The organism is Alkaliflexus imshenetskii DSM 15055 (assembly GCF_000517065.1).
Taxonomy (GTDB): Bacteria; Bacteroidota; Bacteroidia; order Bacteroidales; family Marinilabiliaceae; genus Alkaliflexus; species Alkaliflexus imshenetskii.
This window is the reverse complement of the sequence record NZ_KI912105.1, coordinates 827,225-848,507: the sequence shown is the minus strand read 5'-3', so window position 1 is coordinate 848,507 and position 21,283 is coordinate 827,225. Positions and strand designations below refer to the sequence as shown.

20 protein-coding genes and 2 tRNA genes are annotated in these 21,283 nt (G+C 40.9%); 12 read left to right on the top strand and 10 right to left on the bottom strand.

Features of this window, described 5'->3' with window-relative positions:
* Nucleotides 1–59 precede the first annotated feature (59 nt).
* Nucleotides 60–1,706: an ABC-F family ATP-binding cassette domain-containing protein gene (locus ALKIM_RS0103565; RefSeq protein ID WP_026473449.1), complete on the top strand. Its 1,647-nt coding sequence runs from the start codon at nt 60–62 to the stop codon at nt 1,704–1,706.
* Nucleotides 1,707–1,736: 30 nt separating this feature from the next.
* Here the strand turns inward: ALKIM_RS0103565 and cobO are convergent, their stop codons facing one another.
* Nucleotides 1,737–2,252 (bottom strand): cob(I)yrinic acid a,c-diamide adenosyltransferase, encoded by a 516-nt coding sequence (gene cobO, locus ALKIM_RS0103560; RefSeq protein ID WP_026473448.1) that lies wholly within the window; start codon nt 2,250–2,252, stop codon nt 1,737–1,739.
* A 457-nt stretch (nt 2,253–2,709) separates the two neighbouring features.
* Between cobO and ALKIM_RS0103555 the strand changes: the two genes are divergently transcribed.
* The 11 genes from ALKIM_RS0103555 to istB all read left to right on the top strand — a co-directional run bounded on the left by ALKIM_RS0103555 (nt 2,710) and on the right by istB (nt 14,553).
* Nucleotides 2,710–5,034 carry a glycoside hydrolase family 20 protein gene (locus ALKIM_RS0103555; protein ID WP_026473447.1) on the top strand — a complete coding sequence of 775 codons (2,325 nt, stop codon included), beginning with the start codon at nt 2,710–2,712 and terminating at the stop codon, nt 5,032–5,034.
* Nucleotides 5,035–5,277: 243 nt separating this feature from the next.
* A complete protein-coding gene (locus ALKIM_RS20140; protein ID WP_026473445.1) occupies nt 5,278–5,511 on the top strand; it encodes a hypothetical protein in 234 nt (77 codons plus the stop codon).
* A gap of 180 nt (nt 5,512–5,691) precedes the next feature.
* Complete coding sequence (locus tag ALKIM_RS0103540; RefSeq protein WP_026473444.1) at nt 5,692–7,137, top strand: SDR family oxidoreductase; 1,446 nt, start codon at nt 5,692–5,694, stop codon at nt 7,135–7,137.
* Between the two features lie 652 nt (nt 7,138–7,789).
* Nucleotides 7,790–9,022, top strand: a complete 1,233-nt coding sequence (locus tag ALKIM_RS19095) for a PAS domain-containing sensor histidine kinase (RefSeq protein WP_157363754.1) — start codon at nt 7,790–7,792, stop codon at nt 9,020–9,022.
* A 141-nt stretch (nt 9,023–9,163) separates the two neighbouring features.
* Nucleotides 9,164–9,811, top strand: a complete 648-nt coding sequence (locus tag ALKIM_RS19510; RefSeq protein WP_084555790.1) for a DUF1801 domain-containing protein — start codon at nt 9,164–9,166, stop codon at nt 9,809–9,811.
* Nucleotides 9,808–10,173 (top strand): DUF2200 domain-containing protein, encoded by a 366-nt coding sequence (locus ALKIM_RS0103525; RefSeq protein ID WP_026473443.1) that lies wholly within the window; start codon nt 9,808–9,810, stop codon nt 10,171–10,173. Before ALKIM_RS19510 ends, ALKIM_RS0103525 begins: the two co-directional genes overlap by 4 nt.
* Nucleotides 10,174–10,376: 203 nt before the next feature.
* A complete protein-coding gene (locus tag ALKIM_RS0103520; protein ID WP_026473442.1) occupies nt 10,377–11,069 on the top strand; it encodes a helix-turn-helix transcriptional regulator in 693 nt (230 codons plus the stop codon).
* 76 nt (nt 11,070–11,145) lie between these two features.
* The gene (locus ALKIM_RS0103515) at nt 11,146–11,538 is read left to right on the top strand and encodes a RidA family protein (protein WP_026473441.1); all 393 of its coding nucleotides are present in this window, start codon (nt 11,146–11,148) and stop codon (nt 11,536–11,538) included.
* Nucleotides 11,539–11,540: 2 nt separating this feature from the next.
* Entirely contained in the window at nt 11,541–11,933 is a 393-nt protein-coding gene (locus ALKIM_RS17470) for a YdeI/OmpD-associated family protein (RefSeq protein ID WP_218916658.1), read from the top strand.
* Between the two features lie 295 nt (nt 11,934–12,228).
* Nucleotides 12,229–13,797, top strand: a complete 1,569-nt coding sequence (istA, locus tag ALKIM_RS0103500) for an IS21 family transposase (protein ID WP_026473440.1) — start codon at nt 12,229–12,231, stop codon at nt 13,795–13,797.
* 30 nt (nt 13,798–13,827) lie between these two features.
* Nucleotides 13,828–14,553, top strand: a complete 726-nt coding sequence (istB, locus tag ALKIM_RS0103495) for an IS21-like element helper ATPase IstB (RefSeq protein WP_026473439.1) — start codon at nt 13,828–13,830, stop codon at nt 14,551–14,553.
* 202 nt (nt 14,554–14,755) lie between these two features.
* On the opposite strand, the gene ALKIM_RS0103490 is transcribed toward istB, so the two are convergent.
* From ALKIM_RS0103490 to ALKIM_RS0103435, 9 genes are all read right to left on the bottom strand, one after another.
* A complete protein-coding gene (locus ALKIM_RS0103490) occupies nt 14,756–15,253 on the bottom strand; it encodes a hypothetical protein (protein ID WP_157363752.1) in 498 nt (165 codons plus the stop codon).
* A gap of 141 nt (nt 15,254–15,394) precedes the next feature.
* A tRNA-Pro gene (locus ALKIM_RS0103485) sits at nt 15,395–15,468 on the bottom strand.
* A 15-nt stretch (nt 15,469–15,483) separates the two neighbouring features.
* A tRNA-Ser gene (locus ALKIM_RS0103480) sits at nt 15,484–15,570 on the bottom strand.
* A gap of 482 nt (nt 15,571–16,052) precedes the next feature.
* Nucleotides 16,053–16,826, bottom strand: a complete 774-nt coding sequence (locus tag ALKIM_RS0103470; RefSeq protein ID WP_026473436.1) for a hypothetical protein — start codon at nt 16,824–16,826, stop codon at nt 16,053–16,055.
* Nucleotides 16,827–16,862: 36 nt separating this feature from the next.
* The gene (locus ALKIM_RS0103465; protein ID WP_026473435.1) at nt 16,863–18,059 is read right to left on the bottom strand and encodes a PQQ-binding-like beta-propeller repeat protein; all 1,197 of its coding nucleotides are present in this window, start codon (nt 18,057–18,059) and stop codon (nt 16,863–16,865) included.
* Between the two features lie 197 nt (nt 18,060–18,256).
* Nucleotides 18,257–19,111 (bottom strand): helix-turn-helix domain-containing protein, encoded by an 855-nt coding sequence (locus ALKIM_RS0103455; RefSeq protein WP_026473433.1) that lies wholly within the window; start codon nt 19,109–19,111, stop codon nt 18,257–18,259.
* A gap of 280 nt (nt 19,112–19,391) precedes the next feature.
* Complete coding sequence (gene floA / locus ALKIM_RS0103445; protein ID WP_026473431.1) at nt 19,392–20,384, bottom strand: flotillin-like protein FloA; 993 nt, start codon at nt 20,382–20,384, stop codon at nt 19,392–19,394.
* A 6-nt stretch (nt 20,385–20,390) separates the two neighbouring features.
* Nucleotides 20,391–20,852 (bottom strand): NfeD family protein, encoded by a 462-nt coding sequence (locus tag ALKIM_RS0103440; RefSeq protein WP_026473430.1) that lies wholly within the window; start codon nt 20,850–20,852, stop codon nt 20,391–20,393.
* A 7-nt stretch (nt 20,853–20,859) separates the two neighbouring features.
* Nucleotides 20,860–21,135 (bottom strand): ATP-dependent Clp protease adaptor ClpS, encoded by a 276-nt coding sequence (locus ALKIM_RS0103435; RefSeq protein ID WP_026473429.1) that lies wholly within the window; start codon nt 21,133–21,135, stop codon nt 20,860–20,862.
* Nucleotides 21,136–21,283 lie beyond the last annotated feature (148 nt).

Genomic DNA, 21,283 nt, shown 5'->3' with positions numbered 1-21,283 from the left:
ATTTCATACATCGTTGATTCTTGTATATCTTTGCCGCTCATTTTTTTACAAAGATATAGATGATTTCAGTTGACGGATTGACGGTTGAGTTTGGCGGTACTACGCTTTTTAAGAACATATCATTTGCAATTAACGAGAAGGATCGCATTGCCCTTATGGGTAAGAATGGTGCAGGCAAATCCACATTGCTGAAGATTTTAGCCGGCGAACGTGAGCCTTCTGCCGGACGGGTGTCAGCCCCCAAAGACACGGTTATTGCCTACCTGCCGCAGCACCTGATGACTGAAGACAATCGCACAGTGTTTGAAGAAACGGCCCAGGCTTTTGCCCATATCCATCAAATGCAGTCCGAAATTGAAGATATCAACGCGCAACTCGCTACACGTACCGATTATGAGTCGGAGGAATACTATGAGCTTATTGAGCGCGTGTCTACTTTAAGTGAGAAATTTTACAGCATTGAGCAGGTGAATTATGAGGCTGAGGTGGAGAAAATATTGTTGGGGCTGGGCTTTAAGCGTCACGATTTTCAGCGATCTACCTCTGAGTTTAGCGGTGGGTGGCGTATGCGCATTGAGCTGGCAAAAATTCTACTCCAAAGTCCCGATTTGATTCTGCTTGATGAGCCTACCAACCATTTGGATATTGAGTCTATCCAATGGCTCGAAGATTTTCTAATTACCAGTGCCAAGGCTGTGATGGTCATATCGCACGACCGGGCTTTTGTGGATAACATCACCACACGAACCATTGAGGTGACCATGGGACGTATCTACGATTATAAAGTTAACTATACCAAGTATCTTGAACTTCGTCAGGAGAGGCGCGACCAGCAGCAAAAGCAGTTTGAAGAGCAACAAAAGATGATTGCCGATAATAAGGAGTTTATCGAACGTTTTAAAGGTACTTACTCCAAGACCAACCAGGTTCAGAGTCGCGTGCGCATGCTCGAGAAACTCGAAATTGTTGAGGTTGATGAGGAAGACACCTCGGCGCTTCGGCTGAAATTTCCACCATCGCCGCGTGCAGGCTCCTATCCGGTGATTCTGGAGGGAGTTTCAAAACAGTATGACGAGCATCTGGTCTTTACGGAGGCTTCACTTACCATTAAACGAGGTGAACGAGTGGCCTTTGTAGGTCGTAACGGAGAGGGTAAGTCAACACTGGTTAAATGTATTATGGGCGAGACTGATTTTGGTGGTTCACTCACCGTGGGCCACAATGTGCAAATCGGATACTTTGCCCAGAATCAGGCCTCTATGCTTGATGAAGAACTCACCGTTTTTCAGACCATCGACGATGTCGCAAAAGGAGATATCCGCACAAAAATCAAGGATATATTGGGCGCCTTTATGTTTAGTGGCGACAATATTTCGAAAAAGGTGAAGGTGCTCTCGGGTGGAGAGAGAACCCGACTGGCCATGATTAAACTGCTGCTCGAGCCTGTTAATTTGCTTATTCTGGATGAACCAACCAACCATTTGGACATCAAAACCAAAGACATCCTGAAGAGTGCGCTGAAGGATTATGATGGTACACTTATCCTGGTTTCGCACGACCGCGATTTCCTCGATGGACTGGCCGAGAAGGTGTATGAGTTTGGTAACCAGCGCGTGAAGGAGCATTTGGGTGATATACACAGTTTTCTGGCCAAGAAAAAGATGGACAACCTCCGCGAGATTGAGCGGCTAACGGCAAGAAATTAAGGGTCTCACGCGGAGACCCTTTGGTTGCGGTTAAAACTCAATTCCTTTTCGGGCTTCAACGCCATTGTGGTAGTAGTGCTTAACCTCTTTCATCTCAGTCACGAGGTCGGCTAGGTCGATAATTTCCTGCGGAGCATAGCGACCTGTGATGATGATTTCTGTTTCGGGACGTTTATGCTTTATCACTTCAATGAGTTCGGCACTGGTGAAGAGTTTGTAGTATAGGGCAATGTTGGCCTCGTCGAGCACTACAATGTCATACGCACCTGAGCGAATGATTTCGGCCACCTCTTTTAGTCCGTTTTGTGCAGCTTCAATATCTTCGGGCACCGGTGCATTTTTTATGAAACAGCCTCTTCCGTATTGTTTGATGGTGATGGCCGGCAGAAACTTATTTACGGCTTCTATTTCGGCATAGGTCTTTCCTTTTACAAATTGGGCGAAATATACTTTTTTTCCGGCGCCAACGGCGCGCAATGATAGTCCGAAAGCGGCAGTGCTTTTTCCTTTACCGTTGCCGGTATATAGTTGTATGTATCCTTGCATGATGTGTTAATTTTCTTGAAGTGAGCGGGTTAGTGTTTAGGTGTGCGTTTAATACCAGTGTGGGAACGCAGTTTGCGAAGGTAACTTTAAATTTTTAACCTTCAATTGTCAGCTTTTGAAAGTTATTATCCTTTATGCAACAGTTCTTCTTAAGCAGATAATTTTAGAGAGTGTCGACCAGCTTTTGCCCTGCGTGAGGGATTGAAGCGGAAACCCCGCATCCTGTGTTAGGACGGTGGGATGGAAGGGAGCGGAGTTTTAGCGGAAAGCCCGACCCGCCTCAGCGGGGCACGCCCCAAAAATGGATAGAAGTTTTTACGGCAACATCTTTTGTGATATTTTTGCAAAAGTTTATGCGATTATTATGTATTACTTATTTGTTTTGTTAGCTTTGTGATGGATGATTTTTTTACATTACATCTGCGCAATTCATACGTAATAACCAAATTTACAGTATATGAAGAAGTTATTTGCTTTGTCGGCGTTGTTAGTTGTTTTTGTCTGTTTGGCTTCTCGCTTGGAGGCTCAGGGCAATGCCGATTATCATGTGGTTCCGCTACCATACGAAATTAAGGCGCAAGGGGGAAGTCCTTTTGTGTTGAACGCTAAAAGCAGTATTTTTTATGCTGCTGACAATGCCAGAATGCGGCAGAATGCTGAATTTCTGTCGGAGTATATTGAACAGTATACCGGCTTTAAACTGCGCATGCGCACGGGCAAGCCTTCGGGCAATGCCATTGTGTTGCAAGTGGGGTTGGTTTCTGATAATCCGGAGGCATACCGTATTGAGGTGTCGCGCGGTACCATTACCATTACCGGTGCCAGCGAGGCGGGCGTGTTTTATGGTATTCAAACGCTGCGCAAATCAATGCCAATGAGCGGTGCCGGGTTTGTCACATTTCCTGCTGTGGTGATTAATGATGCGCCACGCTTCTCGTATCGCGGAATGATGCTGGATGTGGCGCGGCACATGTTTTCTGTTGATGAGGTTAAAACCTTTATTGATATGCTGGTGCTACACAACATTAATACGTTTCACTGGCATTTGACCGAAGACCAGGGATGGCGCATAGAAATTAAGAAATATCCCCGTCTTACTGAGATTGGCTCACAACGCAAAGAGACGGTTATTGGCCGTAACAGTGGGCAGTACGACGGTAAACCCTATGGTGGCTTCTATACGCAGAAGGAGATAAAGGAAGTGATTGATTATGCTACGAAACGCTATATCAATGTGATTCCTGAAATTGATATGCCGGGACATATGTTGGCGGCACTTGCTGCTTATCCGGAATTGGGTTGCACCGGTGGTCCATACGAAGTTTGGACACAATGGGGCATTTCCGATGATGTGTTGTGCGCTGGCAACGATAAAACGTATGAGTTTGTAAAAGATGTGCTCACTGAGGTGATGGATCTTTTTCCATCGGAGTTTATTCACATCGGCGGTGATGAATGTCCGAAGGTAAGATGGGAGCAATGTCCTAAATGCCAGGCGCGTATTAATGAGTTGGGACTGGTTGCCGATGAAGCGCATACAGCCGAGGAGCGCTTGCAAAGCTATTTTATCAGTTTTGCCGAGAAGGTAATCAACGACCGCGGACGACGCATGATTGGCTGGGATGAGATTCTGGAAGGGGGATTGGCTCCCAATGCCACTGTGATGTCATGGCGCGGGATGGCTGGCGGTATTGAAGCAGCACAGCTGGGGCACGATGTGGTTATGACACCAAACTCGCATCTCTATTTTGATTATTATCAATCTACCGATGTGGAGCGCGATCCGCTGGCCATTGGCGGTTACAACCCGGTATCGCGAGTGTATGAATTGGAGCCGGTGCCTGCAGTGCTTAATGAAGCGCAACAAAAGCACATTATTGGCGTGCAGGCCAACTTGTGGACGGAGTATGTGCCGCTGTTTTCGCACGTTCAGTTTATGGTGTTACCGCGAATGGCCGCTCTGAGCGAAGTGCAGTGGATGCAATCCGATAAAAAGAATTATGATGATTTTCTGACCCGTCTGCCTGCGCTTATTAAGGTTTATCAGGCTTTGGGATATAATTATGCCAAACACCTCTTTGATGTAAGGGCTGAATTCACTCCCAATGCTGAAGAGGGAACCATTGAAGTGGTTCTGGAGACTCTGGCCAACGACCACATTTATTACACATTGGATGGCTCAACCCCGAATAGAAATTCGTCCAGATTTGATGGGGTTATTAAAATTAGCAGTGATGCAGTTCTCAAGGCAATCACATACTATAGGGGAGAGGAGAGTCGCGTGTTTTCTGAAAACGTGATTTTTAACAAGGCCACCACAAAACCCATAACAGCTCTACAACCGGTAAATGAGCAGTATAGATATGAGGGAATTTCCACCTTGGTGGATGGTCTCAGAGGGAACTCAAATTACCGCACTGGCCGATGGATTGCTTTCAGAGGAAATGACATGGAGGTGGTTATCGACTTGAAAGAAACAACTGCAATAAGTGAGACTTCTGTTTCGACTTGTGTTGTGAAAGGGGATTGGATTTTTGATTTGCGCGAGTTCATGGTGATGGTGTCAGATAATGGTCGGGATTTTACATCTGTGGCCAACATGAAGCTGCCTGCCATGGCACAGTCTGACAAGGATGGCGTAAAGGAGCATGTGTTGACTTTTAATCCGGTTAATGCCCGCTACGTGAAAGTATTGGTGAAGCCTGAGCACGCAATGCCCGAATGGCATGGAGGCAAAGGCTTACCTTCTTTTTTGTTTGTTGATGAAATTGTAATCCGATGACGATAATCAGGTAGACTCCGATAATTTTAAAACGGGCACAGTTACTTACTCTGTGCCCGTTTTTGTTTTTCAGAAGCACAATTGTTTTTTTTGATTAGTTTTATAATGAGTGTATCGAAGGTGGATATGTCTGGTTGCTTTTTGGCTAACATGTGAAGCACTTGCCCCAGAGAGTTGCCTCTTTCTAAAGAGTGTATGCACACATGGGGTAGTAACAGGAAATCTGCACACTCAACATATACCATGGCAACCATAATCGACGGAGTTGGTGGTTTTATGATTGGATGGCTTACTGGGACAGCGTTAGGTGGTGGAAAACCCTACTGGATTTTGCTGCTATTGGTGCAGGTTTATTTGTTGGTTCCATGCCAATTACCTAAAATTTTAATAGAAAAACAAAACAAGCAGTCGATACGTATAACAGTGATTTACGCACAAACTGGTTTATCGACCAGAATGAATTGTATCTATCAATGACCAGAAACGGAATTGGACTATCATTGAACTTTTAAAAACTGCGGCCCACTCAATGGCAGGAATTGCTGTTTTGATGCATGCTGCTCCGCATCCGATTTTATAATAGTGGACAAGGGAATTGCCCATATACGACGATTTTGCGTATTGTTAATGTGTTGAATTACAAACTACTATTGTGTTATGAAAGTTTTACTTACAGGTGCGACAGGATACATTGGAAAGAGATTATTACCTATATTAGTAGAAAGAGGTTGCCATATAATCTGTTGTGTCAGAGATAAAAACAAGTTCTACGTTGATGATTCCATTAAAGACAAGATTCAAGTCATCGAAATCGACTTAACCAAGAAGGAAACCCTTAATGCGATTCCACCAGATATTGATTTTGCCTATTATTTAGTGCATTCAATGTCTAGTTCAAAAAACTATAGTGAATTGGAAAAGCAGTCTGCGATTAATTTTAGGGAAGCCCTTAATAAAACCAATGTTAAGCAAGTAATTTATTTGAGCGGAATAGTAAACTCGGAGACTTTATCAAAACACCTGAATTCAAGGAAAACCGTTGAAATAGAGCTAAGCAAAGGGAAGTTTGCGCTTACAACTTTGCGGGCCGGAATCATAATTGGGTCAGGAAGCGCCTCTTTTGAAATCATTCGCGATTTGGTAGAAAAATTACCCATTATGATTGCGCCCAAATGGTTAAATACCAAATGTCAGCCAATTGCGATTTCTGATGTGATTGATATATTAACTGGGATATTGGGAAATGTTAACGCATACAATAAGAGTTATGACATCGCAGGTGATGAGATACTAACTTACAAGGAGATGTTGTTAAAATTTGCCCAGGCACGCGGGCTTAAAAGGAGGATATGGACTGTTCCTGTTATGTCACCCAAAATATCATCTTACTGGTTGTATTTTATTACATCTACATCATATAAGCTTGCTATCTCATTGGTTGATAGCATGAAGGTGGAAGTAATTGCAAATGATGATGAGATCAATAAGCTGCTTCAAATTAAGCCAATATCCTATAAAGAGAGCATCCAAAGAGCTTTTAATAAAATTGAACAAAACGAGATTGTCTCGAGTTGGAAAGATTCAACCGTAAGCGGGAGGTTAGATTACAAAATATCGGATTACATTAAAGTGCCCGAATTTGGCTGTTTTAAGGATGTTCGGAGAAAAGAAGTGACAAATCCAGACGAGTGTATCGAGCGAATCTGGAAAATTGGAGGTGATACAGGTTGGTATTACGCCAATTGGTTATGGGAACTCAGAGGATTTATTGATAAGGTTTTTGGGGGAGTAGGTCTAAACCGCGGCAGAACAAATCTGAAACAGATTCATGCCGGAGATACGCTCGATTTTTGGCGTGTTCTCTATGCCAATAAAGATGAAAAGCGATTGGTTTTATTTGCTGAAATGAAATTACCCGGTGAGGCTTGGTTAGAATTTAAGATTCAGGATAATATTCTAATTCAAACTGCATCATTCCGACCATTAGGATTAAAAGGAAGGCTATACTGGTATTTAGTTTTGCCACTTCACGGATTAATTTTTAATGGATTGGTAAATGAATTATCCAAACACGATACACGCTATAAAAAAATGGCAGGTTAGTAGTCTTTTTAACAGATGTATTTTAGAGCTTGTTTAAAAGTTGTATCATGAAGCTTCAGAGAGTTTTAAGCTTAAATGGGGATTTCTTTCCGTCTCAAGGAATTTCAGACAATAAAATTGATTTTTAGGAAATTACTTGCAGCGGCGGCATTTTTTGTTTACCGTTAGATTTGTGTGTTGGATATCTGTGATAGAAAAAAAGTAAAAGCCCATGCGGCTAGAGCACTTAAAAGAAGGTTTGTTTTTTACCGGACAATAATGATTAGATATTTAGACTGATTGACAAGATAAAACAGAAAATAAGATAAACTAAGCATCTTTCTAAACTACTCTATCTGTCTAAAATCTAACACTCTTTGCATCTAAATCATGTTTTTAAATTAAATCTAAACAGTTACTATAAGCTCACAAAAAAACAGCACGTTTTAAAAGCAGACAGAAATGTATAACTTTTAACAAACGTAAAACAGATGAAGAAAAGCCCTTTCAGCTCAACACAAATAGCGGGCATCCAAAATGGAGTTTGATACCGGCCGCACAATTACATTATGTTAGCCACAAACTTGTAAAACAGCTCTTAGTTGGAAAATTTATTCCATTAGTAAAAAGGATTTTTTATATTGTAGTGTGCTACTAAATATGCAAACGTAAATTGCTTTTTATAGTATTTAATTGCTTAAAGATGTGTAAACAAGATAGCGCCAAAGAACAATCAAATAATAGCTTGGAGATTGGGTTATACGATGATTTGGCAAAAGCCCTGCCTTCTGGGGTGTACCGCTTGAGAGTTTTCCATGATGTATCTTTAATTGAAGATAAATGGTATGGTTCGAAAGAAGTGCCTTATGTTGTGGAATTTGCAAATGATCGTTTTTTTGAAATACTCCATTTGGACAGGTCTGTCTTTAAAGTAAATCCCGGTATTATCAGCGATTTAATTTTTGAAGCCGACAAATCAGATTTTGCTAAAGCCAATGTGGAGGCTAATTTGAAAATTATTCCATTTGTGTGGGAAGGTCGCTTTTTAATTAATGACACCATAATTTGGATACATTTTAAATCAATACCTCGCGTACTGGATAATCAGGATATTATATGGACCGGCACTTTAGACGATATTACCCTGCGTAAACAGACCGAGGAGGAGATAAAACTCAAGAATGCCGAACTACAACGATTAAACGCCGATAAAGATATTCTTATGTCGATTCTGGCGCACGATTTAATCTGTCCCTTTAACTCAATACTTGGCTACTTGGAGCTTTTAACAGCCAACTTACGACATTATGATTTAGATAAAATTGAAGAACAGATTACTGTGGTAAATCACTCGGCAATAAGTGCATTCCATCTATTAGAAGATATTCTGTTATGGGCACGTTCACAATCGGGTGCAATACCTTTTGAACCCAGAGAATTCAATTTAAAGTTAAGTTTTGCCAGAGTTTTTGATTTGTTGAAACCAAGTGCTGATAGCAAGAATATATCAATTAATATTGGCGACTCAGAAAAAACAATCGTTTTTGCCGACGTTGATATGTTGAATACCATCTTGCGAAATTTAGTTTCAAATGCTGTAAAATTCACAAATAGTGGTGGTCAAATCCATGTGTCTGCCGAGAAAAATCTATCAAATGTTACCATTTCAGTTTCAGACAATGGCGTTGGAATAGCTCCTGAAGTTATCCCAAAGCTCTTTGACATGACAAAGCTCTATTCAACTCGGGGAACTTCCAACGAAAAAGGAACAGGCTTTGGCATATTGCTATGCAAAAAGTTTGTGGAGATGCATGGTGGCAAAATATGGGTGGAGAGCGAGTTGGGTAAAGGATGTGAGGTTAAATTCACGTTGCCTGTCAGTCCTCCATTATTGTGCCCGGAGTAAAAGGGAACCGTGTGTAGATGGCATGAGGGGTAGATTATTTGAAAATTGAAATCTGCTTTTTATCTTGTAATAATTGAAATACCATACTGGCAATCAGGTAAAAGGAGATAGGTGAAAGGCAGTTTTATATAACGATGGTATATGAACAAGAGCAACATAAAATACAAAAGCATAGATGCGTACCACGCTGCCCAACCAGCAGAGGCTCAGATAATACTTGAACATCTTCGGCTGGCCATAAAGCAAGCTGCTCCCATGGCCAATGAAACAATTAGTTACGGAATGCCTGCATTTCGTCAAAACAAGATTTTGGTGTATTATGCTTTAAATAAAGAGCATATCGGTTTTTATCCAACTCCTGGGCCTATTATTCACTTCAAAAAGGAGTTGGAAAGCTACAAAACTTCAAAAGGTGCAATTCAATTTCCTGTTGACAAACCTTTGCCTTTACCTCTGATAATTAAAATAGTTAAGTTTCGAATCGATGAAGATGCAAAAAGTATGGAGAAGAGTGTTTTGCCCGGCGCGTTGCATGAAGTACCCAACTATATTGAAAAAGTACTGATAGCTGATGCGGATATACTTGAAAGGTGGAATAACCTAACGCCTATTCAACGCAATGAATGGATTTGCTGGATTACCATAGTCAAAAAATCAGAAACGAGAGCCGAACATATTCATCGCATGATTGCGGAATTAAAAGAGGGTAAACGAAAACCCTGTTGCTGGCCTGGTTGCCCACACAGACGACCTTCTGCACAAAAATGGTTTAAAAAAGTTGAGATATGAAAACCACACCTGAACATAATGAACGAATGTCCAAAATGACGTTTGCATCTGTTTATCCCCACTATATTGCAAAAGTTGAACGCAAAGGCAGGTCGGTTGAAGAGTTACATCATGTAATAGAGTGGCTAACTGGGTTTGATGAAAAGAAACTACATGAATTGGTTGATGAGAATGTAACTTTTGAAACCTTCTTTAAGAATGCCAAACTAAATCAGAATGCACACCTTATAACAGGTGTAATTTGTGGCTATCGGATAGAAGAGATTGACAATCACATTACTAAGCAAATAAGGTATTTGGATAAGTTGGTGGATGAGTTAGCAAAGGGAAGGAAAATGGAAAAAATTTTACGATCAACATAAGACAGAGTGATAAAAATTAACTGCCTGTGGCAAAGCGTATATTTGCCATAAGCGCTTTAGAGCGTAATCAGCGCTAAGCCCGCTCAGGGTTTCGGATGGGGGGCTATAAATAGATAGCAGCTCGCACGTGCTTACCTCAAAAACGCTCGTTCGTTTACATAATCCTTAAGTGGCATTGGTTGAATCATCCGTCAGACAAGAAAATGAACCATAACGATACAAAACGACTTTCACGACTGACTGCAATTTTAACGCAATTGCAAACAAAACGTCTTTTGACAGCAACCGCTCTTGCCGAAAAGTTCAATGTAAGTATCAGAACAATTTATCGAGACATAAAAGCGCTTGAACAAGCCGGTGTTCCAATCCTTACAGAAGAAGGAAAAGGATATGCTTTAATGGAAGGTTACAAAATTCCACCGGTAATGTTCACAGAACAACAAGCTAATGCTTTAATACTGGCCGAACAATTGGTATTAAAGAACAATGACGCTTCTTTCATCAAGGACTACACAGAGGCCATTGACAAAGTTAAGGCTGTTTTACGACCACTCGAAAAAGATAAAGCCAATTTATTGGCAGACAGAACCCGTTTCGAGCTGAATATTAACAGGGAGAGAAACAGCAATGTGATTTCTGAGCTTCAAAATGCTTTGACCAACTTTTTTCTGGTAGAAATTGCCTATACCAACGAAGGCAACGAAGCCTCCATAAGAACCATTGAACCATTTGCCATTATTAGCACCACCGAAAATTGGCTGCTCATTGCCTGGTGTCGGTTACGAAAGGAGTTTAGGTATTTTCGATTAGATAGAATCACGAAAATGCATGTCCTTACTGAGAAATTTGAGCCACATAGAATGACCTTGCAAGAGTATTTCGACAAATTTTACTAATCCCTTTTCGACCCCTGACATAGGGTTGTCACAACCGCATTTTACCTTTGAATCTCACATTTAAATCAATAGTAAAATGAAAATTACAACATTCGACCCATGGGCTTGGGGCAAAAACACAAATTCAGCACAGGCTGTAGAAGTGAAGCAACCAGAAGGAACGCTATACTGTTCAGGTCAAGTGGCCATTGACGCTGACGGCGTTCCAAGTTCTGCTGATATGAGAAGCCAGCTCATTCAAATCATCGCAAATCTAGAGCAACTTATTACCGGAGCGGGCTACGAACTCAAAAACATTGTTAGACTGAATATTTACACCACAAACATGAACGAGTTTTTTGCCACATGTATGGATGTGTATGTTCCATTTCTTAATAAATACGGCATACAACAGGCTACTACAGGGTTCGAGGTAAAAGGCCTTTTCGCGACTTGTACAATAGAATTGGAAGCTACAGTTGTAAAGTAAGAATGAACGAAACAGAAATTTTTTATCCTACAAGCCTTACGGCGTGGCGAAAATGGTTAGAAAATAATCATCTTTCAAAGCAAGCTGTTTGGCTTGTCTTTTATAAAAAATCTTCGTCAAAACAATCTATTTCCTGGAGTGACGCAGTTGATGTTGCGCTTTGTTTTGGTTGGATAGACAGCAAGAAAATAAAAATTGATGAGGAAACTTCGCACCAGTTTTTTAGTAGACGAAAACCTAAAAGCACCTGGTCCAAAATCAACAAACAGAAAATCCAAAAACTCATTGATGCCGGACTTATGACACGGGCCGGGTACGAATGCATTACAACTGCCAAGCAAAATGGTACGTGGACAATATTAGATGAAGCTGAAGAACTTATAATTCCTGGATAAAACGGAGCATAGCCACCCAAAAAACGGCTTAGTCGAAGTCTGAAAAATGGTCTAAAAGGCGTCAAAAAACGGAGCATTGCCGTTCAAAAACGCTGAAAACGGCCAAAAATGGTTTAAAAAACGGAGCATTGCCACCCAGCCTTTCTCTGGCTAAAGAAAATTGGAAGAAAAACGGAGCATTGCCACCCATTTTAAGTTTGTAACGACTTGGTTTAAAATCCGAAACGGAGCATACCCGTTCACTTTTTTGCCACTATTTTTCTATGCACAAATTGTATAGAGAAATATTAAAGCCATGGCAGGAAAGATAAAAGACATGAGTAAAGTAAAACAAATGCTCCGGCTACATCAAAATGGCGTTTCTAACCGCCAAATAGCCACAGAACTTTCAATAAACAAGGAAACGGTCAATCGTTACATTAAACGTGCTAAAGGAGACCATTTGCCCATTAGTGAATTGTTAAATCTCGAAGACCCGGTATTACAGCATCGGATGACAGGAGGCAATCCAGCCTATGTTGATAATCGCTTCGAAGAGTTAAAAGAAAAACTTTCCTACTACGAAAGGGAGTTAGAAAGGAAGCACGTAACACTTAAAACCCTATGGGAAGAGTATCTTGTTGAAAATCCCAATGGATATAGTCTGACACAGTTTCGGTACTATTTTCGGCAACATACCAAAGCCAAGCGGAAGAACCCTTCTTCGATCTTAAAGGATTTATATGTGCCCGGCGAAAAACTTTTTATTGACTTTGCCGGAGACACTATGGAATACATTGACCGGAAGACCGCAGAGGTGATAAAAGTACAGGTGTTTGTAGCTTGTATGCCTGCTACAGACTATGGTTTTGCCATGGCTGTCCCTTCGCAAAAGAGTGAGGATTTTATCCATGCACTTACCTCTTGCTTTCATGCGCTGGGCGGCGTTCCCAAAATTATCGTAAGCGATAACCTAAAAGCAGCTGTATCTAAAACCGATCCCTATGAGCCACAAATCAATCGCATCATGGAGGACATGGCTAATCACTATGGTTGTGTTGTAGTCCCTGCCCGTCCCAGGCGCCCAAAGGATAAAGGATTAGTAGAGAATCATGTAAAAATTGTTTATAACCGGGTATATGCTCAACTGCGCAACAGGACGTTCTTTTCTCTGGAGGAGCTCAATTGCGCCATTGCAGAGAAAATGCTGGCCCATAATCGCAAGCGTATGCAACAACATCCATACACGCGCGAAGAGCATTTTTTAGCCACCGAAAAAAGCCAGTTGCAGCCACTTCCCCAAGATAAGTTTGAAGTGCGTCATTATGCTGATTTGCAGGTGGGACTTAACGGCTGCATCTATCTGGGGCGCGACAAGCACCACTACTCGGTACCGCATATCCATATCGGAGAAAAATCACATGTCATCTACACCCGGAATCTGGTTAAAATTTATATCAAAGGCGAATGTATTGCGGTGCATCCCCGAGATTACAAACAGGGAGGATACACCCTTGAGAAGAGCCATCTGGCATCGAACACGCTGGCCTTCCGAGAACGATCGCCTCAGTATTACATTAACCGGGGGCACAGAGTCCTTACTGAGCTTGGCCAGGTCTTCGAATGTATGTTCGCAACAGCCAATGTTCCGGTTGAAACATTTTACAGAGGTTGTGACGGATTGCTTAAACTACAGCGCACCACAGACCCAAACTTGTTTAAAAAGGCATGTGAAACTGCGCTTTTATACCAAAGATACCGTTACGCCTTCATTGATCGCTTGATAAAGTCTAAATGCAGGGGTATTTATGAGATTACTATGAGCCAATCACAACAAGCGTTTCCTTTCCATGAGAATGTCAGGGGTAAAAGCCATTTTAAATAAACAAGTAATAATCATTTAAAAACAAGTGTAATGAATGAAATTGCAAATGAATTTAAGAGTCTAAGAATGCCTGGGATGGCCCAGTGTTGGACGTCGCTTCTTGAAACACGCAAAATCGATGGACTGTCCTTCTATGAAGGCTTGCAAATGCTTTTACAGGCAGAGAAAAACCAACGCAAAGAGAATCGCAATACGCGCTTAATCTCAGCTGCCCGTTTTCGTTACCAGGTTACCATTGAAGAATTAAACTTTGACGCAGCACGCGGACTTGAACGCGGCAAAATAATGCAAATGGCCTCGGGCGAGTATCTTAAGCAGGGAGCTCCTATCCTTATTACCGGAGCCACCGGAACGGGTAAGAGTTGGCTGGGTACCGCACTGGGTTATCATGCCTGCTTAATGGGTTATAAAGTGGCCTACTTCAATATCCAAAAACTCTTTGAAACAATAACCTTACACCGGGTAGAGGCCACATTATCAAAGTTCTTTGATAAAATGGCCAATATGGATTTACTTATTATTGACGACTTTGGTGTAAAAGTGATGGATGGCCAACAGTTATTAGATTTTATGGAGCTTTTAGAGGACCGGCATGGAAGAAAAGCCACTATAATTATGAGTCAGTTAGCTGTTGCTGATTGGTATGATGTGATGCTCTCAAACACAACCGCTGCTGATGCCATACTCGATAGAATGGTGCATACGGCTTATCGGTTTGAATTAAAAGGGGATACAATGAGAAAACCTAAAAACTAATTTAATTTTGTATTTTCATGGCTAACTTATAAAAAAGTGAACGGATATGGCCGTTTTCCCTGGGTGGGTATGAACCGTTTTTTGCACTTAATGGAATCGTATTCTTATTTATTGCAGGGTAGTCTATTGCTTTAAGTCTTTGTTTAATGTCTATTGAGTCAGCGCAATAGTAGCTCATCTGCGAAAAATGCTAATAATACCATTATTTCCATGTTGGCCCTTCAATTATTCGCCAGCCTTTATGTGTCTTTATTATCTCTCCAATTTTGAACCGAGTGGTATAGTCTCCATGTCTTAGTATTACGATGGGCTCAGCCATTTCATAGCCAAACCATGTTTCTGTTTCCAAGTATTCATACCCATCAATTGTGCAGTGCCTCCAGAAATCCCTGTCTTCAATAGATCGAAAACCAATGTATAGTTGTTCTAATCTATCTTTGCTAAAGTAACCAGCTTTATCTTGCTCTTCAACCGCAGCTAATCGCTGCTTCCTTAGTTCGCTATTCAACTGCATCGATTTTAACAATGAGATTGATTCTTTTTTTGTCAGTCTAAGTTCCAGCGCTGCTTTTTTGTTATCCCGTTTATAGGTTTCGATTGTATAGATGCAAAACGCCTCTAAATCGAATATTTCAACTGGAGCTGTGGTGCAACTTGCCATTGATGCTAGAAGTAACAACCAAATTGTAAGTTTTTTCATGTGATTTGACATTGTGGCGAGGTTATTTATAGAGTTTGGGATGAAATTCTAAATAATCAATTTGAATTAAATCACAAAAAACAAAAAACCCTGCAAATCATACGATTTGCAGGGTTTTGATTGGGGTTGCTTCCCCTTTTGTCGGGGTACCAGGATTCGAACCTGGGACCCCCTGGTCCCAAACCAGGTGCGCTACCGGACTGCGCTACACCCCGAAGTTGTCTTCAGAGCGGAGAGAGGGGGATTCGAACCCCCGGTACGGTTACCCGTACGGCAGTTTAGCAAACTGCTGGTTTCAGCCACTCACCCATCTCTCCATCACCTTAAGAACTTTGCAGTCGCTGTGCGATTGCGAGTGCAAATGTATAAAATAGAATGAGAACTCCAAAACAATTTTTTCTAAAATCTGCAATTGTTTTTTCTGCTGAGGTGTTGTGTCTCTTTCTTGTGTTTGATGGTCAATTAAAAAGGGGACCTAGAGCCCCCTTTAAAAATTTCTATAATTTGTTGAAATATTTTTTTGTGTTCCGGCATTTGCAATGTCCGGTTGTGGAAATTATGGCATTGCAACTGTTTATAAGGTTGGTTGAGAACAATCAATCGGGCAACGCTGCACAGCCTGATGTTTCAATCAACATGCCATCCCATAATCACAGTTCAAGGCTATCCTGAATAAGTTAATTGTCTTGCTATATTCACATTTTGGTTTTGAATATTTTTGTGAATCAGATTAAAGGTATAATAGTATCACACGAATAGAGAAGATTCATTGTCATAGATACCTATTAAATTACTTGTTTTATTTTTCCCTCCTTTCATATTCATACTCATATTTGGCATACATAATATTGCCACTAGTAGTTAAAACAGATGCAATTTGCCCATCCTGGTTCCTGATAGTTTCCAATGGGAGTTGCAAATGGCTTATTTCATATTGGCTAAATGCATATAAGTCAATGCCCATCCATAATTGCACTGTAAATAGTATTTGAAGTGGCACCTTTGGCTCAACATCGGCAAAAACGCCTGCTTCTGCTCGTCTGTGAATAAATTTCTCTACAAACAAATAACCTGATGCGGTGTTAATGTATCCTTTCATTCTCGAGATATTGTTGTATAAATCGATGTCAATCTCCCGGCCTTCAATTGTATATGTTGGATGAGCATAATCAACAGGTCTGAAACCACTTCCAATGATGCTACCATTGTGTGCTACTGTTTCGGTATCCCACGAAACAAGTATCCCACTTTCATAATTGAAAGTGTATGTGCGTATTCCTTCAGAAGATGGATCTGTGCTCGAGTATTGCACGGTTTCAACCTGGTTGACCGAATTGTATGACACATTAAAAACATCTTTAACCCCTGTTTCAGTTCGGGTTATTTCAATTTTTCCTATCTGGTTTAGGGTGTTGTATTCAAGATTTATAGTTCTGCTGTCACTTGCTGTCAGGTAGTCAGTTTTAGTGATTTTTGCGGGAAACCAGCCCATTTCAGGTTGTGGGTCATCATCCTTTGAACAACTTATAAGAAGTCCCATTATAAGGATGAATATGTAATGCTTGGTTTTCATCTTAGTATTATTTTTATGGTAAATGTTCCATCGCAATTAATTTGAGTAATAGAAGTTGTTTGCAGTTTTTACTAGAACGTTTTGAATGATATAGTTCATTGATTCACTGCGCTTCTTCCAGATTTCTTTGCCATTGTTTTTCTGAATTAAATATATGTCTGTGGTATAATTTTCATCGCTGTTTTCGTGTGCCACAACAACTAAGAGGTGATTTGTTAAATCTATACCTTTCATGGTGAAAGTGTTTTCAGGAGTAAGGTTACTGTCAATAGTTGTGCTCCAGGCAGAAGAGCCATCACGGTTGGCTTTTTTTACCGAGATGCCATTGTCATTTGCATCAATCCAGAAGATACCATTGGTATCGGCACCTAGAGGAATTGCCCGGTCATAATCTGTGTCGGCACTGAAAATGCTTTCCCCGGTTGTTAAGTCTACTTCGGTTACATTGTTATTTCTGGAAGATACATACAACCGTTCTTTGTCTCTGACTATATGGATATTAATAATGTCGTCAATTTGTAAAACCCAAACTTGTGCCAGTGCATCATTGTATGCAATTATATCGCCATTGGCATATACAACAACAATACTATTATTATGAGTTGTTAGGTACAGGGGAAAACTACTTATTGAAACAGAAGTGTGGTCTGTAAATAGCGCGCTGTTAAGTTTATTTAGCATCCACGTTGCGTTGTTGGTACCTTGACGATCAAGATAGACATAGTTATTACCTAAAGTGGTGTGGTAGTGGGTTTCGCGATCTGGCGAAAGAGTTAATTGAGGATGACCTGTTTCCGCAGAAAGCCTGACTGTTTTATAAGTCGTAGTATAGTTGGTCGTATTGAGAATCTGATAATGCAAAAACACACTGTTTGTTTGGCTGTCGTAATGCACTTTTGAATTGACGAGCCGGACTTGCTCATTTTCCCCCTCATCCGGTGTAAAGGTCCATTTATGGTCGTTATTTGATTTACCATAAGCCCTGACAATGTTATTAACCCGGTCGGCAATGAAAATAGTTTCATTGGATTCGGTCACATGGTTATACGATTTTGATGCATCTGGCTGAATTACTTTGGTTTCCAGATTAACCAATAGTTGTTGATTGAGGAAATTAATATAGAGCTCTCCAACAGGTTCGGATAAGTCGGCTTCTTTAGTGACATGGTCTTCCTTACTGCACGACCATAACGTCAAAGATAAAAATAGGAGGATTTTGATTTTTGTTCTCATTTTTATTCTCGTTTAAAGTTTTAGTTTCATTTGGTAAAACTCAATCAGGACAAAGCAATCCTAAAACCAAACGCTTTTATCTATTTGAGAATTTTCAATGTTGGATCATTTATCTGATTCCTATCTGGAATATTACCAAATTTATGGAGCCAAATAAAAAAGCAGTTGTAAAAAACCGAATAAAATAATTCAGACGACTAATGCTGTACCGGGATTAAATAGGGCTTATCCTTTACAAGTTCATGCAGCAGCCTGAATTTTTCAATCAGGAATGTTGAAGGGGCTTCTCCACAATAGTTCTTGAAATCTTTATTTAAATGGGAAGCGTCGTAATAATTGTAAAAAAGTGAAAGGAACGACAGGTCATGCTCATCATTCTTTTTAGATATCTCAACAAAGATGTTGTTGAACCGGATGATGCGTGCATATTGCATTGGGCTTATGCCCACCTGGTTTTTAAAGGCTTTTTGAAGAGAACGCTCCTTGAACCCGGTTCTAGAAAGCAGTTGCTGGATGTTGACACAACCATTGTTCTTAAAAATTTCATCAAGTGCAACTTCAACTAGTCCTGATTTATAATCTGATTGTGCAACTAGGTTCATGTAAAATGTGTTCAGGAGTTCTATTCGTTGTTCGTGATTCCTGCTGTTTTTAAAGGTATTGGCAATGCTGCTAAATCGTTCACCAAAAAGGAACTGGCCAGGAACAGCTTTGTTTACTAAAAAGGCAACCGGTTTTTTCAGCCAATGCCAAAGTGCAGAAGGTTTTAAAGTTGCACCAATAATGCCTGTTGTAGTCTGTGAGATGGTTAAAGTATAGCTTACTGTTTGCTGTCCAACGGTATAAAAGTCCGGCAATGTAATTTTGTCTGAAGTATTGTTTTTAATCTTACATACCCAGTTGCCACTGTAATGAAAACCCATGATAGAAGTACCTGATGGCATAAGCAATTCGGGTTCCTGGAGCGTGAGGTCGTCAACTCTCTTTTCCATTATATAATAATAGGAAATAAAAGGTTCCAGCTCTTTTATGGGTTCAATGGTGATAAACATTTTTCAGGTCAAGTGAATGAGGTTACATTGTTTTGATAACAAACCACTTTCTGAATTTGTTTCCTTTTCGCATTTTTTTGAGCCCACCGCATTGATGTTTTTAGGCAACAACATGACTGATAAGGCTCCAATAAGGTCAATAATCCACCAACGCAAAACCTTTTTATATTTCAGACTGAGTTTACAGTGCGCAAACTCATTAATTTTATAGGGAGAGGGGCAAAAACAAAAAAGCCGCCTATCAACTTTAAAGGCGGCTTTTAAAAACTTATAAACATGACTACTTATTGTCATTCTCTTTTTTGGAGCCTTGCGATGATTTTGATAGTGTATCGCGCATGGCTGTGTCTGCCTCTATGTTTTTATACTTCACATAGTCCATTACTCCTAAATTACCATTTCTGAATGCGTCGGCAATAGCAAGGGGTATTTCTGCTTCGGCAAGAATCACTTTAGCACGGGCTTCCTGCGCTTTTGCTTTCATCTCCTGCTCTTCTGCCACTGCCATGGCACGACGTTCCTCTGCTTTAGCCTGGGCAATGTTTTTGTCTGCATCGGCCTGGTCAATTTGAAGCTCAGCACCAATGTTTTTACCTATATCAATGTCAGCGATATCAATGGAAAGGATTTCAAATGCTGTACCTGCATCAAGTCCTTTGCCCAGAACAACTTTTGAGATTGAATCGGGATTCTCGAGCACTGCTTTGTGTGAACTCGACGAACCAATTGAGGAGACAATACCTTCACCTACACGGGCAAGAACAGTCTCTTCACCGGCTCCACCCACCAGCTGCTTGATGTTGGCGCGCACTGTTACGCGTGCTTTTGTAATAAGCTGGATACCATCCTTTGCAACGGCTGCTACAGGTGGTGTGTCAATTACTTTTGGGTTAACCGACATCTGAACGGCTTCGAATACATCACGTCCTGCCAGGTCAATGGCTGTTGCCATCTGAAACGATAGGTCAATATTTGCTTTTGATGCCGACACAAGCGCATGCACTACTTTTTCGATGTGGCCACCCGCCAGGTAGTGAGCTTCCAGTTCATCGCGTTTTATGTTGTGAAGGCCTGCTTTATGAGCCTCAATCATGGCACGCACAATTACTGTTGGCGGCACTTTACGTATGCGCATCAGTATCAACTGCAGCAAAGAGGTTTTTACGCCCGTTACAAGTGCGGAGAACCACAGCAGAATGGGCACATAATAAAGGAACAGGAAAAAAAGTACTACGATGACCCCAATGAGTCCGAGTGTTCCGAAGTTTTCCATAAAAAATTAGTTTATTGGTTTAACAATTACATAAGTTTTAAATACTTTCACCACCTCCACATTTTGTTGTGGGTCAACAAATTGGCCTGGGCAGCGTGCTTCAACGTCCTGATTGTTTATTCTAGCCTTGCCAATGGGGTTTAAACGTGTTACGGTGATACCTTTGTCGCCGGGTTGCATGGTTGATTCATCAACTGTTTCTATGTTACCGGTGAGTTCTGTTTTTAGCATTAGCTTGTTCCATGTTTTGCTGCGTAGCGCCATTAATAGCGTCAGCAAGGCTGCAACCAGTGTGATGGCCAGCATAATGTGACCTGTTGCTGATCCATATAGACTGTAGGACATGTATATGCCCGCAGTAATCATTAAAACGCCGCCAATGCCGGAGATGGTAATTCCCGGGAATACAAAAAATTCGAGAACGAGCAGCAGAAGACCCGTTAAAATGAGCAGGATTATTATGGTCATATTAATGTCAATCTATGGTTGCACTGAGTGATTTTTCAATTAATGCTTGCTGATATTGCTCCAACTCATTTCGTGTGCCGCGCTTTATTTCACAATAACCTTTCATGTGTGTGATGATGGCACACTGCTCGGCCTGCACTTTGTCGTGCCTGCATACATCCTGAAGGGTATCAATCACATGGTCAAATGTGTTGATTTCGTCGTTGTGAAGTATCAGTGCACGCTCTTCCAAATCACGATTGCTGGCGTTCTCCTTTTCACTTTTTTTATCCAAAGGTACCATACTCTTGAAAAATTTATATCAAAGTAAAGAAAATATCCGGATAATTGCACAGTCCTATATGCATATTTTCAATTGGTTCCTGACACAGGCTGCTGTGCGCCATGTTATTTATCTTAAAATCATTGTTCCATCAAAAAAAAACTGACAA